This is a genomic window from Rhodopseudomonas pseudopalustris (assembly GCF_900110435.1).
GTDB lineage: Bacteria > Pseudomonadota > Alphaproteobacteria > Rhizobiales > Xanthobacteraceae > Rhodopseudomonas > Rhodopseudomonas pseudopalustris.
In genome coordinates this window covers 283,092-296,202 of record NZ_FODT01000005.1, presented here as the reverse complement: position 1 = coordinate 296,202, position 13,111 = coordinate 283,092, and the positions used below count along the sequence as shown (strand labels likewise).

Annotated in this window: 13 protein-coding genes; 10 read left to right on the top strand and 3 right to left on the bottom strand. The window is 66.6% G+C overall.

Going from position 1 to position 13,111, the window contains the following annotated elements:
* Positions 1-70: 70 nt before the first annotated feature.
* The gene (gene secG, locus BMY71_RS12450) at positions 71-457 is read left to right on the top strand and encodes a preprotein translocase subunit SecG (RefSeq protein WP_092684068.1); all 387 of its coding nucleotides are present in this window, start codon (positions 71-73) and stop codon (positions 455-457) included.
* Between the two features lie 166 nt (positions 458-623).
* Positions 624-2,255, top strand: a complete 1,632-nt coding sequence (gene pyrG / locus BMY71_RS12445) for a CTP synthase (RefSeq protein ID WP_092684066.1) — start codon at positions 624-626, stop codon at positions 2,253-2,255.
* 6 nt (positions 2,256-2,261) lie between these two features.
* Here the strand turns inward: pyrG and BMY71_RS12440 are convergent, their stop codons facing one another.
* Entirely contained in the window at positions 2,262-2,603 is a 342-nt protein-coding gene (locus tag BMY71_RS12440) for a PAAR domain-containing protein (RefSeq protein ID WP_092684064.1), read from the bottom strand.
* A gap of 203 nt (positions 2,604-2,806) precedes the next feature.
* On the opposite strand from BMY71_RS12440, the gene BMY71_RS12435 reads away from it, so the two are divergent.
* The 5 genes from BMY71_RS12435 (at position 2,807) to BMY71_RS12410 (ending at position 8,658) form a co-directional block, all read left to right on the top strand.
* Positions 2,807-3,664 (top strand): hypothetical protein, encoded by an 858-nt coding sequence (locus BMY71_RS12435; RefSeq protein ID WP_011503227.1) that lies wholly within the window; start codon positions 2,807-2,809, stop codon positions 3,662-3,664.
* A gap of 270 nt (positions 3,665-3,934) precedes the next feature.
* Positions 3,935-4,804 (top strand): VOC family protein, encoded by an 870-nt coding sequence (locus BMY71_RS12425; protein ID WP_092684060.1) that lies wholly within the window; start codon positions 3,935-3,937, stop codon positions 4,802-4,804.
* A complete protein-coding gene (kdsA, locus tag BMY71_RS12420) occupies positions 4,801-5,664 on the top strand; it encodes a 3-deoxy-8-phosphooctulonate synthase (protein ID WP_011503225.1) in 864 nt (287 codons plus the stop codon). The genes BMY71_RS12425 and kdsA overlap by 4 nt, the downstream gene beginning before the upstream one ends.
* Positions 5,664-6,890, top strand: coding sequence for an MFS transporter (locus BMY71_RS12415; protein WP_092684058.1), 1,227 nt, complete (start codon positions 5,664-5,666; stop codon positions 6,888-6,890). Before kdsA ends, BMY71_RS12415 begins: the two co-directional genes overlap by 1 nt.
* A 220-nt stretch (positions 6,891-7,110) precedes the next feature.
* Positions 7,111-8,658 (top strand): L,D-transpeptidase, encoded by a 1,548-nt coding sequence (locus BMY71_RS12410; RefSeq protein WP_175557662.1) that lies wholly within the window; start codon positions 7,111-7,113, stop codon positions 8,656-8,658.
* 66 nt (positions 8,659-8,724) lie between these two features.
* Here the strand turns inward: BMY71_RS12410 and queF are convergent, their stop codons facing one another.
* Entirely contained in the window at positions 8,725-9,201 is a 477-nt protein-coding gene (gene queF / locus BMY71_RS12405; protein ID WP_011503222.1) for a preQ(1) synthase, read from the bottom strand.
* Between the two features lie 129 nt (positions 9,202-9,330).
* Between queF and eno the strand changes: the two genes are divergently transcribed.
* Together eno and BMY71_RS12395 are read left to right on the top strand one after the other, a co-directional pair.
* Positions 9,331-10,614: a phosphopyruvate hydratase gene (eno, locus tag BMY71_RS12400; RefSeq protein WP_011503221.1), complete on the top strand. Its 1,284-nt coding sequence runs from the start codon at positions 9,331-9,333 to the stop codon at positions 10,612-10,614.
* 111 nt (positions 10,615-10,725) lie between these two features.
* Positions 10,726-11,859: a zinc-binding dehydrogenase gene (locus BMY71_RS12395; protein WP_092684053.1), complete on the top strand. Its 1,134-nt coding sequence runs from the start codon at positions 10,726-10,728 to the stop codon at positions 11,857-11,859.
* A gap of 9 nt (positions 11,860-11,868) precedes the next feature.
* On the opposite strand, the gene BMY71_RS12390 is transcribed toward BMY71_RS12395, so the two are convergent.
* On the bottom strand, positions 11,869-12,483 hold the full coding sequence (locus tag BMY71_RS12390) for a LysE family translocator (RefSeq protein ID WP_092684051.1): 615 nt from the start codon (positions 12,481-12,483) through the stop codon (positions 11,869-11,871).
* A 226-nt stretch (positions 12,484-12,709) separates the two neighbouring features.
* Between BMY71_RS12390 and BMY71_RS12385 the strand changes: the two genes are divergently transcribed.
* Positions 12,710-13,027, top strand: a complete 318-nt coding sequence (locus BMY71_RS12385) for a septum formation initiator family protein (protein WP_011503218.1) — start codon at positions 12,710-12,712, stop codon at positions 13,025-13,027.
* Positions 13,028-13,111 lie beyond the last annotated feature (84 nt).

Here is a 13,111-nt window from a genome sequence, read left to right as displayed (position 1 = left end):
CCTGTCGAGCAGCCGCGCGCTGGCGCCATGTCGGCCTTTCGGCGATCCGGGCTTGTGATGGAAGGGTACCATGCAGACTGTTATTATCGTCATCCACCTGATGTTGGTTCTCGGCCTGATCGGCAGCGTCCTGCTGCAGAAGTCCGAGGGCGGCGGCCTTGGCGTCGGTGGGGGTGGCGGCGGCGGCTTCATGTCGAGTCGCGGCACAGCTAATCTGCTGACCCGGACCACGGCGATTCTCGCGGCCGGCTTCTTCGTCACCAGCCTGCTGCTGTCGTGGCTGGCCACCTATAACCGCAAGCCGACGATGCTCCCGACGTCGGTGCCGACTCAGCAATCCCCGGCGACTCCGGCCCCGCCGGTATCTCAGGGCGGTGGTCTGCTCGACACGTTGAAGCAGACCGATCAGCAGCAGAACCAGCAGCCGGCAGCCCCGAGCCCGCCGCGATCGCAATAAGCATTGCCGGTATGCACTGACGGCACCTGTCTACGAATCTGAAGTGTCGTCCGTAATCGCATGAAGGCGCTGATCTTTCGGCGTCACCCACAGGCATTCTGACGTTCGCCCGATGGGACCGAATCGCTTTTGCGAATCGGACCGAGGGCCTTAAAGGTAGCCTCCCATGGCGCGGTACATCTTCATCACCGGCGGCGTGGTTTCCTCGCTCGGCAAGGGTCTGGCATCGGCGGCGCTCGGCGCGCTGCTGCAGGCGCGTGGCTACAAAGTCCGGCTTCGCAAGCTCGATCCCTATCTCAATCTCGATCCCGGAACGATGTCGCCGTATCAGCACGGCGAAGTGTTCGTGACCGACGACGGCGCCGAGACCGATCTCGATCTCGGCCATTATGAACGCTTCACCGGCCGGCCTGCGACCAAGCAGGACAACATCACCACCGGCCGGATCTACCAGGACATCCTGACCAAGGAGCGCCGCGGCGACTATCTCGGCGCCACCATCCAGGTGATTCCGCACGTCACCAACGCCATCAAGGAATTCGTCCTCAGCGGCAATGACGGTTACGATTTCGTGCTGGTCGAGATCGGCGGCACCGTCGGCGACATCGAGGGCCTGCCGTTCTTCGAGGCGATCCGTCAGATCAGGAACGATCTGCCGCGCGGCGACGTGATCTATATCCATCTGACGCTGCTGCCCTACATCCCGAGCGCCGGCGAGCTGAAGACCAAGCCGACCCAGCATTCGGTGAAAGAGCTGCGCTCGATCGGCATCCAGCCCGACATCCTGCTGTGCCGCACCGACCGGCCGATCCCGAAGGAGGAGCGGCGCAAGCTCGGGCTGTTCTGCAACGTCCGCGAAACTGCGGTGATCGAGGCGCGCGACGCCGACAGCATCTATGCGGTGCCGGAGGCGTATCACGCCGCCGGCCTCGACGACGAAGTGCTTGCGGCGTTCGCGATCGCGGCCGAAGCGCCGCCGGCGCTGGAGCGTTGGCACAAGATCAACGAACGCATCCGCAATCCCGAAGGCGCGGTGACAATCGCCATCGTCGGCAAATATACCGGGATGAAGGACGCTTATAAATCTCTGATCGAGGCGCTGTCGCATGGCGGCATCGCCAACAAGGTCGAGGTCAAGCTCGACTGGATCGAGAGCGAAGTGTTCGAGAACGAGGACCCGGCGCCGTTCCTCGAACATGTCAACGGCATCCTGGTGCCGGGCGGCTTCGGCCAGCGCGGCGCCGAGGGCAAGATCGAGGCGGCGCGATTCGCCCGCGAGCGCGATGTTCCGTATTTCGGCATCTGCTTCGGGATGCAGATGGCGGTGATCGAGGCAGCGCGCAATCTCGCCGGCATCGCCGAAGCCAATTCGACCGAGTTCGGGCCGACGTCGGAGCCGCTGGTCGGCCTGATGACCGAATGGCTGCGCGGCAACGAGCTGGAGCGGCGGTCGCAGGCCGGCGATCTCGGCGGCACGATGCGGCTCGGCGCCTATCCGGCGGCGCTGAAGCGCGGCAGCCGGGTGTCGCAGGTGTATGGCGGCGCGCTGGAGATTTCCGAGCGCCACCGCCATCGCTACGAGGTCAACACCGCCTACAAGGACCGGCTCGAACAGCACGGCCTGCGTTTCTCGGGCATGTCGCCGGACGGCGTGCTGCCGGAGATCGTCGAATACGAAGATCATCCGTGGTTCATCGGGGTGCAATTCCACCCCGAGCTGAAGTCGCGGCCGTTCGAGCCGCACCCGCTGTTCTCCTCGTTCATCGAGGCGGCGCTGGTGCGTAGCCGGCTGGTCTGAGACCGATTACTTCGGGCAGCCCGCGGTGGCGTCGCCAGCGCGCGCCATCGGCTTGCCGTTGATCAAGACGTTGCCGCCACCGCCGCCGACGATCACGCCGCCGCCAATCCCGCCGCCGCCGCAATGGGTCTGGCCGCCGATGACCGCGGCAGGCTTGCCGTTGATGAACACGTTGTTCGAACCCTCGACGACCGCGCCGTCAGAGGTGGTGTCGGCGGCGCGGGCTGCCGGCTTACCGTTGACCATAACGTCCTTGCTGCCGCCGGTGATCATGCCCGGCGTCTGAGCCGCGGCCGGCGCAATGGCCCATACCAGCAGGGCGAGGCCAGGGAAGCTGCGCATCGGCATTGCTCTCTGTTGCGGCCAAGCGATCGCATCGTATCAAGCAGGTATTCACTGACCGGCACGGTGCAAGATTACCCCGGATTGTTTCGAATTCACGCTGTTCGAACGCCGAATTCCGACTTTCTGGGCAGACATTCGCTCAATGGTGGGGGATGATCTGAAATTCAACCAGTGCGTGTATTGGGCTGATTGGTCGGGGACTGGAAATGACACTGCTTGGCAAGCTCTACGCGTGGGCCATTCCTGCCTGGGAGTCGGAATCGCCTGTCGATCATACCTGGGTCACCAGCTACGACAATCGGATCAACGGTTATCCGACGATCGACGAGGTCAAGGGCGCTCACCAATTCTTCTGGTATTGCTGGGGATCGTTCCACGCCACCGGGGGCACGCCGGTCGATCCCGACGGCGCCTTGGGTCAGCAAGCCGGCGACCTCTCAGTTGCGCAGTGCCTCGTGCTCCCCAACGTCGACTCGCGGACGTCGCTTGCGGCGCGCGGAACCATCTTCGTCTACGGCGTCGAGGGCGTTTGCCACCAATTGGCCAATCAGGTGCTGTACGCGACCCGGGACGGCGCCTCCCATGCGCCCCCCCTGACGGTCTGCAATGCGCGTGGCTATCTGCTGAGCAGCTTCATCTATGGAACCTATGGCCTCAGTCACATCTCATGGGCGGCCAAGGCTGCGTCGTGCACCGGGGCCCATCTGGCGGCGCGGACGGCGCGGTCTGGAGGACTGACGATGGCGAGCGACGCCCCTGAGCCGGACGAGTTCGAGAAGCGGGCCGCCGAAGTGCTGGCGGACGACCCGGCCAAACTGAGCCGCCTGCTGCATCTGCGCGGCGAAGTGCAGCAATTCGCGGCGCGGGCCTGGCCGGGGACCAGCCAACCCCATGCTGTGGCGCTCAACGCCCGCAACCAGCATTTGATCGACGAAGCAGCGAAGCTGCTTGGGCCGGAAAATTTCAAGCGGCTGTTTGGCGTCGATCCCGTCGCGAAGGTCAATCTGGTCGATCCGCATATCGCCGGCTCGGCCGCGGAGATTCCACCCCCGAAGGCGCGGTGAAAATCGACGCGAGTGCTGCGGCCGCGATCGGTCCGCGCGTCATGCAGCGGGCGCGGTGCTGTCCGCCGCGCCCATCGCTTTGACCTTGCCTGCAATTGTTGCCACAAGACGGCTTGGGCCGCGCGTGGCGACAATCGCGGGAGGTTTCGCCATGATCCACGAATCCCCGACGTGTCGTTGCGTGCCCGGCCGTCTGCCGGCGCTGCGGGCGCCGACCGCGGTTTCGGCGATGAAGTAATCGCCGACCGCAACGATGAAAGCGCTGATCTGATGCCCGGCGGACTCGACCATATCGTTCATGCGGTGCGCGATCTCGATGCCGCGGCGGAGGCGTATCAGCGGCTCGGGTTCACCGTCGGCGCGCGTAACCGCCATCCCTGGGGCACGCATAATCGCATCGTGCAGGTCGACGGGTTCTTCGTCGAGATCCTCACGGTCGCCGAACCGGAGAAGATCGCGCCGCATCGCGCGCGCGCATTTTCATTCGGTGCGTTCCACCGCGACTATCTGGCGCGGCGCGAGGGGCTGTCGATGCTGCTGCTCGCCAGCGCCGATGCCAAGGCGGATGCAATGGCCTACGCCGCGGCCGGGATCGGCGATGACGAGGTGTTCAGCTTCGGACGCGACGGGCAGCGGCCCGACGGCAGCGTCGTCAAGCTCGGCTTCTCGCTGGCCTTCGCGCGCGATCCTCTGTCGCCCGACGCCGGCTTCGCGGCGTGTCAGCATCATCATCCCGAGAATTTCTGGAACCCGTCGTTTCAGACCCACGCCAACGGCGCATGCGCAGCGGCGGCTGTGGCGATGGTGGCCGACAATCCGACCGATCATCACATCTTCCTCGGCGCCTTCACAGGTTTGCGCGATCTGCATGCGTCGTCGATCGGCGTGACCGCGCGGACCGAACGCGGCGACATCGACATCGTCGAGCCGGTGTCGTTCCGCGACCAATACGGCGTCAGCCTTGCGACCGACGCCGAGGGCGCGCGGTTCGCCGGATTGCGGATTGCCGTGGAGGACCTCGCCGTGGTTGAACGCCTGTTGAAGCAGAACGGGATCGTGGCGACGCGCCACATCGACCGGCTGATCGCGCCGGATCTGTGCGGCGCGACGCTGATCTTCGAACAAGGAATGGTCCGTTGAACAAGAGCATTGCGCCCGCGCCGGTGGTGGCCGCGGGGGACGTCAAATTCGGCAATTCGCTGCCGCTGTCGGTGATCGCGGGGCCCTGCCAGCTCGAGAGCCGGGCCCATGCGCTCGAGGTCGCCTCGGCGTTGAAGGAGATCGCGACGCGGCTCGGCATCGGCCTCGTCTACAAGACGTCGTTCGACAAGGCCAACCGCACCAGCGCCGCGAGCGCGCGCGGCATCGGGCTCGACGCGGCGCTGGCGATCTTCGCCGAGATCCGCGACAGCGTCGGACTTCCGGTGCTGACCGATGTGCACGAGGCCGAGCAATGCGCCCGCGCCGCGGAGGCGGTGGACATCCTGCAGATACCGGCGTTCCTGTGCCGGCAGACCGATCTGCTGCTGGCGGCCGCCGCCACCGGCAGGATCGTCAACGTCAAGAAGGGCCAGTTTCTGGCGCCGTGGGACATGGGCAACGTCGTCGCCAAGATCACCACCGCAGGCAACCAAAAGGTGCTGGTGACCGAGCGCGGCGCGTCGTTCGGTTACAACACGCTGGTATCCGACATGCGCGCGTTGCCGATCATGGCCAGGACCACCGGCGCGCCGGTAATCTTCGACGCGACCCATTCGGTGCAGCAGCCGGGCGGCAAGGGCACCTCGTCCGGCGGCGAACGCGAATTCGTGCCTGTGCTGGCGCGCGCAGCGGTCGCGGTCGGCGTCGCTGGCGTTTTCATCGAGACCCATCCCGATCCGGATCACGCGCCGTCCGACGGCCCGAACATGGTGCCGCTGCGCGACTTCGAGGCGCTGTTGCGGACGCTGATGGAGTTCGACGCGCTGGCCAAGAAGCGCCCGGGGGCCGGAACGATCTGATGCCGCAGGGCGGCGTGGCAGGCGTTCAGCCGGGCCTGCCGCCCGCGCTCAATATCATTGCGCTGTCGGGCTTCGCGGCGAGCCTGTCGACGCGTGCGCTCGACCCGGTGCTGCCGCGGATCGCCTCCGAATTCTCGGTCTCGATCGCCACCGCCGCCGGTCTCGCGGCAATCACCGCCTTCACCTTCGCCGTGGTGCAGCCGGCGATCGGCGCGCTCGCCGATCTGTTCGGCAAGGCGCGGCTGATGATCGTCTGCCTCGCGCTGCTCGGCTTCGCCAGCCTGCTCGGCGGGATGTCGTCGTCGTTCGAGGTGCTGTTTCTGTGCCGGATTCTCGCCGGCATCGGGGCGGGCGGGGTTTTTCCGGTGGCGCTCGGGCTCACCGCCGATCTGGTCGAGCCGGAGCGGCGGCAGGTCGCGATTGGACGCGTGCTCGGCGGCGCGATGACCGGGAATCTGCTCGGGGCCTCGGCCTCCGGCGTGATCGGCGACGTGCTCGGCTGGCGCGGCGTGCTGCTTGTGCTCGGCCTGCTGGTGATCGTCGCCGCGCTGGCGGTGGCGTTCGGATTTCGCAACAAGCCGATGCGCCCAGGCGCGCCGATGGATCTGGCGTCGCTGCGTCGCGGCTATCGCACCATCTTCAGCAATCCGAATGCGCTGATCTGCTTTGCCGCGGTGCTGGTCGAAGGCACTTGCGTGATGGGCGCGTTTCCCTATGTCGCAGCGTTTCTGCACGAACTCGGGCAGGAGTCGCTCGCGATCGCCGGGCTGGTGATCGCCGGCTTCGCCGTTGGCGGGCTGCTCTACACGCTCACCGTGGGCCGGCTGCTGCCGCGGCTCGGCGTCAACGGCATGATGATCGGCGGCGGCGCGCTGGTCGGGCTTCAACTCGCGATCATCGCCTTCGGGCCGCCGTGGCAGGCGCAGGCTCTGGCCTTCATCGCGATGGGCATGGGCTTCTACATGCTGCACGGCTGCGTGCAGGTGTTCGCCAGCGAACTCAGCGAGACCGCGCGCGGCACCGCGATGTCGCTGCACTCGTTCTTCTTCTTCATTGGTCAGACCACCGGCCCGATCGCCTACGGCTTCGGCCTCGCGCATCTCGGCAAGACGCCGACGCTGCTGATCGCCGGGGTGACGATGCTGGCGCTCGGCCTGGCGCTGGCCGCGCTGCTGCGGCCAAGGCCGCCGGGGGATGCAGTGGGGACCGCCGAGCGGGCCAGCTAACCTCCCTCGAGGTTGATTTCAGCCGCGAACCGCTTGCGCGGGCTGTCGTCGACGAGAGAATCGCGACTAGAATGTGCCGTTCTCCTCGAAGTCGGCGTCGTCGATCGTGCGGTGTTCAGCCAATCAACGATCGCGAGCTGTCATTCTTGCAGGGCCAATGCGGCGGGCAATCCAATCGAGGCAAGGCGTGGGGATTCGATCCAACACTAAGCTGCACGCCATGACGGACCGGCGTATCGGAATTGCGGCCGTCGCAACGTTCGCCGCCTTGGTCACGTGGATCGCGCTGACCGGCGACGCGCTCGCCAAGCGCGCGCGACCGGCTCCGCCGGTCGAGGCGACGGCGCCGCGCGAAGCGGGCGAGCCGATCATGGCGATCGTCTCGATCAAGTCGCAGCAGGTCACGCTGTACGATGCCGACGGCTGGATCCTGCGCGCGCCGGTGTCGACCGGCACTTCGGGGCGGGAGACGCCGGCCGGCGTGTTTGCGATCCTCGAGAAGCGCAAGGACCATCGCTCCAGCATGTATGACGACGCCTGGATGCCGAACATGCAGCGCATCACCTGGAACGGCGTCGCGCTGCACGGCGGCCCGCTGCCGGGCTACGCCGCCTCGCATGGCTGCGTACGGATGCCTTACGGCTTTGCGGAGAACCTGTTCGACAGGACCCGGATCGGGATGCGGGTGATCGTCTCGCCGAACGATGCGGCGCCGGTCGATATCGCGCATCCCGCGCTGTTGACGCCGGACCCGGCCGCGATCGCCGCCGTTCCGACGCGCGCCGTGACGCTGAGCCGCGAGGCCGAGGACGCGACCAAGGCGGCGGACGACGCAAGGAAGGCCGCCAAGGCCGCGGCCCGCGAAATCGCGCCGCTCAAGGCCACGCTCCGCGGGTTCGAACGGGCCAAGGCGCGCGCCGATGCCGAGCTGACGCGCGCCGACCGGTTGCTTGCCGGCGCGAAAACCGACGAGGCCAAGGCGCGGGCCGAAGCGCTGCAGCAGAACGCCGCGCAGCAGGCCGGGGAGGCCGCGGCGCGACTCGCCACCGCCACGGCGGACGCCGAGGCGAAGCGGGCGCTGGCGGACGCGACCAGGGACGCCGCCAAGGCTGCCGAGGCCAAGAAGGCCGACACCGCCAAGGCGGCGCTGGACGCGAAGCTCGCGCAGGAGCCGGTCTCGATCTACATCAGCCGCGCGACGCAGAAGCTCTACGTCCGCCGCAACACCCACAAGCCTGCGCCGGACGGCGGCGGCGAGGTGTTCGACGCGACCATCGAGGTTCCGGTCACGATCCGCGAATCCGACAGACCGATCGGCACCCATGTGTTCACCGCGATGGCGAAGAGCGACGCCGGCCTGCGCTGGAGCGCGGTGACCATCGACGGTCCCGACGACGCCAGAGAGGCGCTCGACCGCGTCACCATTCCGCCGGAGGTGCTGGACCGGATCGGCCCGACCGCGTTGCCGCGCAGCTCGATCGTCATTTCCGACGAGCCGCTGAGCGCCGAAACCAACTACCGCACCGAATTCGTCGCGGTGCTGAGCCATCAGCCGCAGGGCGGCTTCATCACCCGCAAGCCGACGCCCAACGTCGTCGTCGCCGACCGCGACGACCATTGGGACGGCGGTTTCGGTTCGTTCTTCTTCCCGCGCGCGCCTGAGCCGCAGCCGCAACCGCGAAACCCGCGGCAGCAGCGCGGCGGCAGAGGCTATCCGCAGCCGATGCAGCAGCAGGGCTGGCAGCCGGGGTGGCAACCGAGCTGGTAGCAGCCGCCGGGCGAAGTACCGAGCGTATCGAACGAACGCGCGCGCCAGGCGTGCGAACCGGGCCGCTCAGCCCCGCCCGCGATACGGCGCGACGCCCTGGTCAGGCACCCACATGCCCTTCGGCAGTTTGCCGGTCTGCCAGAACACGTCGATCGGAATGCCGCCGCGCGGATACCAATAGCCGCCGATGCGCAGCCATTTCGGCTTGATCTCGGCCGCGATCCGCTTGCCGATCGACACCGTGCAGTCCTCGTGAAATCCGCCATGGTTGCGGAAGCTGGCGAGATACAGCTTCAGCGATTTGGACTCCACCAGCCAGGCGCCGGGCGCGTAGTCGATCACCAGATGGGCGAAATCAGGCTGGCCGGTGACCGGGCACAACGAGGTGAATTCCGGCGCGGTGAACCGCACCAGATAATCGGTGCCGGCTTGTGGATTGGGCACGCGGTCGAGCCTGGCCGCGTCCGGCGTGGCCGGCCATTCGACCGCCTGGCCGAGCTGCAGGGAAGGGGATTTCGGCGTTTTGCGGGGTGATCTGGACATACGCGTCTCCGTTGCCGCGGTCTTAGCCTTTCGTTACGCGCGCGTCATCTGTGCGGTGGCCTTTTCCGGCCCGAAACCATGCTGTAGAAGCGGCGCAAACCTAGTCCCCCAATCCGCAGTGAGGCTTCCATGACCGCCATCGTCGACATCATCGGCCGCGAAATTCTCGATAGCCGCGGCAACCCGACCGTCGAGGTCGATGTCGTGCTCGAAGACGGCTCGGTCGGCCGCGCCGCGGTGCCGTCCGGCGCCTCGACCGGCGCCCACGAGGCGGTGGAACTGCGCGACGGCGACAAGGCCCGCTACCTCGGCAAGGGCGTGCTGAAGGCGGTCGAGGCGGTCAATGGCGAACTGTTCGACGCGCTGGGCGGCATGGACGCCGAGCAGCAGGTGCAGATCGACCAGACCATGATCGAGCTCGACGGCACCCCGAACAAGGGCCGGCTCGGCGCCAACGCCATTCTCGGCGTCTCGCTCGCGGTAGCCAAGGCGGCCGCGTCGTCCTACGACCTGCCGTTGTATCGCTATGTCGGCGGTACCTCGGCGCGGACGCTGCCGGTGCCGATGATGAACATCATCAATGGCGGCGCGCACGCCGACAATCCGATCGACTTCCAGGAATTCATGATCATGCCGGTGGGCGCCGCGAGCTTCAGCGAAGCGCTGCGCTGCGGCTCGGAGATCTTCCACACCCTGAAGGGCGAGCTGAAGAAAGCCGGCCACAATACCAATGTCGGCGACGAGGGCGGCTTCGCGCCGAACCTGCCGTCGGCGGACGCCGCGCTCGACTTCGTCATGGCCGCGATCGGCAAGGCCGGTTACAAGGCCGGCGAGGACGTGATGATCGCGCTCGATCCGGCCTCCACCGAGTTCTTCAAGAACGGCAAATATGTCTACGAAGCGGAGGGCAGGAGCCTCGGCCCGCAGGAGCAGGCGAAATATCTGGCCGATCTGGTGGCGCGCTATCCGATCGTGTCGATCGAAGACGGCATGGCCGAAGACGACATCGAAGGCTGGAAGGCGATCACCGACCTGATCGGCGACAAGTGCCAGCTGGTCGGCGACGACCTGTTCGTCACCAATGTCACGCGGCTCGCCGACGGCATCAAGAATGGCTACGCCAATTCGATCCTGATCAAGGTCAACCAGATCGGCACGCTGACCGAGACGCTCGCCGCCGTCGAGATGGCGCACAAGGCCGGCTACACCGCGGTGATGTCGCATCGCTCGGGCGAGACCGAAGACTCGACCATCGCCGATCTCGCGGTCGCCACCAATTGCGGGCAGATCAAGACCGGCTCGCTGGCGCGCGCCGACCGTACGGCGAAGTACAACCAGCTGCTGCGGATCGAGCAGGAGCTGGGCGCGCAGGCGCATTACGCCGGCAAGGCGGCGCTGAAGGCGTTCCGCTGACAGCGCTGGCGCTGGCGCGACATGTGATCGCCGCGGCGGTCGCATCGTCTTGAACCCTGGGCGCGGCTGCAGCAATCTGCGGCCGCGCTGACAACAACAGGGAGAAGACGCGTGACCGACGCCACCACCGGACTGCAACTGCGCTCGCTCATCAAGGCCAGCGGGGAACTCGAAGTGTCGCTGGCGACGGTCGACATCCCGGAGCCCGGTGCAGACGAGGTCGTGGTCCGGGTCGAGGCGACGCCGATCAATCCGTCTGATCTCGGCCTGCTGTTCGGCGCGGCCGACATGACCACCGCCAAGGCGTCCGGCTCGCCGCAGGCGCCGGTGATCACTGCGAAGGTTCCCGACGCGGCGATGAAGGCGATGGCCGGGCGGCTCGACCAGGCGATGCCGGTCGGCAATGAAGGCGCCGGCACGGTGGTCAAGGCCGGCAGCTCGGCCGCGGCGCAGGCGCTGCTCGGCAAGACGGTGGCGATGATCGGCGGCGCGATGTACGCGCAATTTCGCCTGATCAGGGCCGCCGACTGCCTGCCGCTGCCGGCGGGCACCACCGCCGCAGAAGGCGCATCCTGCTTCGTCAATCCGCTGACGGCGCTCGGCATGGTCGAGACCATGCGCCGCGAAGGCCACAAGGCGCTGGTGCACACCGCGGCGGCGTCCAATCTCGGCCAGATGCTGAATCGGATCTGCCTCAAGGACGGCATCGATCTCGTGAACATCGTGCGCAGCGAAGCGCAGGCGAAGCTGTTGCGCGACATCGGCGCGAACTACGTCGTCGACTCGACGTCGCCCGATTTCATGGCCGACCTCACCAAGGCGCTGGAAGCCACCGGCGCGACCATCGCGTTCGACGCGATCGGCGGCGGCAGGCTCGCCGGGCAAATCCTGACCTGCATGGAAGCGGCGATCAGCAAATCCGCCAAGGAGTACAGCCGCTACGGCTCGAACGTGATGAAGCAGGTCTACATCTACGGCGGCCTGGACACGCGGCCGACCGAGATCGTGCGCAATTTCGGGATGATCTGGGCGGTCGGCGGCTGGCTGCTGTTTCCGTTCCTGCAGAAGATCGGCGCCGCCGACGCCGCGAAGCTGCGCGCCCGCGTCGCCGCCGAGATCAAGACCACCTTCGCCAGCAACTACACGCAGGTCGTGTCACTGCAGCAGGCGCTTACGCTCGACGCGATCGCCGTGTACAACAAGCGCGCGACCGGCGAAAAATTCCTGATCGATCCGAGCAGGTAGTCAGCGCTGTCAGCGCTCCGCCGTCGCCAGTTTCGCGCCGAGCGCGACGAAGGCGGCGGCGAAGCCGCGGCGCATCCAGGTCAGCACCTTCGGCCGGGTGATGACATGGTCGCGCAGCCAGGCGGCGAACAATCCGTAGATCGCGAAGACGACGAACGTCATCAGCATGAAGATGCCGCTGAGTTCGACCATCCGCCCCAGCGGGTGCGCTTCGTCGGCGGCGACGAATTGCGGCAGGAAGGCGAGAAAGAAGATCGACAGCTTCGGATTGAGGATGTTGATCAGCACGCCGGTCACGGTCATTTGCAGCGCCGAGCGCGCGCCGACCTCTTTCTCGATGCTGAGCGGCCCGCGCTCGCCGAGCGTCTTCCACGCCATGTACAACAGATAGGCGACGCCGAGATATTTGAAGGTCTGGAACGCCACGGCGCTGGTGTGGAGCAGGGCGGCGAGGCCGAGGATCGCCGCGGCCATGTGAGGCACGATCCCGATCGTGCTGCCGAACGCGGCAATGACGCTGGCGCGCGAGCCGCGCGAGAGCCCGGCCGCCACCGTATACAGCGCGCCGGTCCCGGGCGAGGCGACGACGATCAACGAGGTGATGAGAAACTCGGGACTGACCATGGCTGTGGTTCCGCTCGTGAAATGGACTTGCAGTCTTCGTCCCGGCGCGGAAACAGTGCCGCGCCGACCGACGCAACGATATCGAAACGGAAATGAAAATGGCGGGGCCACTCGCCGTGGTCAAGGTGATCGAGATCGCGCAGGCGCTGACCAGGCTCCCCCGAAACGCTGACGCTCGCAAGGCGGCGTTAGCCCAGCATTAACCGCGCTGTTCCATGGTCGATCCATGGTCTCCCGCAGCCGCCTCAAATCGATCCTCGCCGGAATCGCGCTCTACGCGATCGCCGCGGCGGCGATCGGTTATTTCGGCATCAACGCCTATACCGGGCGCTACGGGCTCACCGCGCAGCAGGAGCTCGACCAGGAGATCATCGCGCTGACCTCCGAATTGGTGCGGCTGAAGAACGAGCGGGCCGAGGGCGAGAAGCGCGTGGCGCTGCTGCGGTCCGAACGACTCGACCCCGATATGCTCGACGAACGCGTGCGCTATCAGCTCGACTTCGCCAATCCCGCCGATCTGGTCCGCAAGATTCCGGCGCGCTGATCCGCATATTCCAAAAACCCGCACGAACGATTTCGAAAGTTTCACTTCGTTGCAGTGCGGCATACTGATTTGCGTAACGCGGCA

What these genes read in the sequence shown, in the direction of transcription:
- queF (WP_011503222.1), bottom strand. Translation starts at nt 9,201, where the DNA reads ATGTCCAGATCACCCCGCAAAACGCCGAAATCCCCTTCCCTGCAGCTC.
- eno (WP_011503221.1), top strand. Translation starts at nt 9,331, where the DNA reads ATGACCGCCATCGTCGACATCATCGGCCGCGAAATTCTCGATAGCCGC.
- secG (WP_092684068.1), top strand. Translation starts at nt 71, where the DNA reads ATGCAGACTGTTATTATCGTCATCCACCTGATGTTGGTTCTCGGCCTG.
- BMY71_RS12385 (WP_011503218.1), top strand. Translation starts at nt 12,710, where the DNA reads ATGGTCTCCCGCAGCCGCCTCAAATCGATCCTCGCCGGAATCGCGCTC.
- BMY71_RS12440 (WP_092684064.1), bottom strand. Translation starts at nt 2,603, where the DNA reads ATGCCGATGCGCAGCTTCCCTGGCCTCGCCCTGCTGGTATGGGCCATT.
- BMY71_RS12390 (WP_092684051.1), bottom strand. Translation starts at nt 12,483, where the DNA reads ATGGTCAGTCCCGAGTTTCTCATCACCTCGTTGATCGTCGTCGCCTCG.
- BMY71_RS12410 (WP_175557662.1), top strand. Translation starts at nt 7,111, where the DNA reads ATGACGGACCGGCGTATCGGAATTGCGGCCGTCGCAACGTTCGCCGCC.
- BMY71_RS12415 (WP_092684058.1), top strand. Translation starts at nt 5,664, where the DNA reads ATGCCGCAGGGCGGCGTGGCAGGCGTTCAGCCGGGCCTGCCGCCCGCG.
- BMY71_RS12425 (WP_092684060.1), top strand. Translation starts at nt 3,935, where the DNA reads ATGCCCGGCGGACTCGACCATATCGTTCATGCGGTGCGCGATCTCGAT.
- pyrG (WP_092684066.1), top strand. Translation starts at nt 624, where the DNA reads ATGGCGCGGTACATCTTCATCACCGGCGGCGTGGTTTCCTCGCTCGGC.
- BMY71_RS12435 (WP_011503227.1), top strand. Translation starts at nt 2,807, where the DNA reads ATGACACTGCTTGGCAAGCTCTACGCGTGGGCCATTCCTGCCTGGGAG.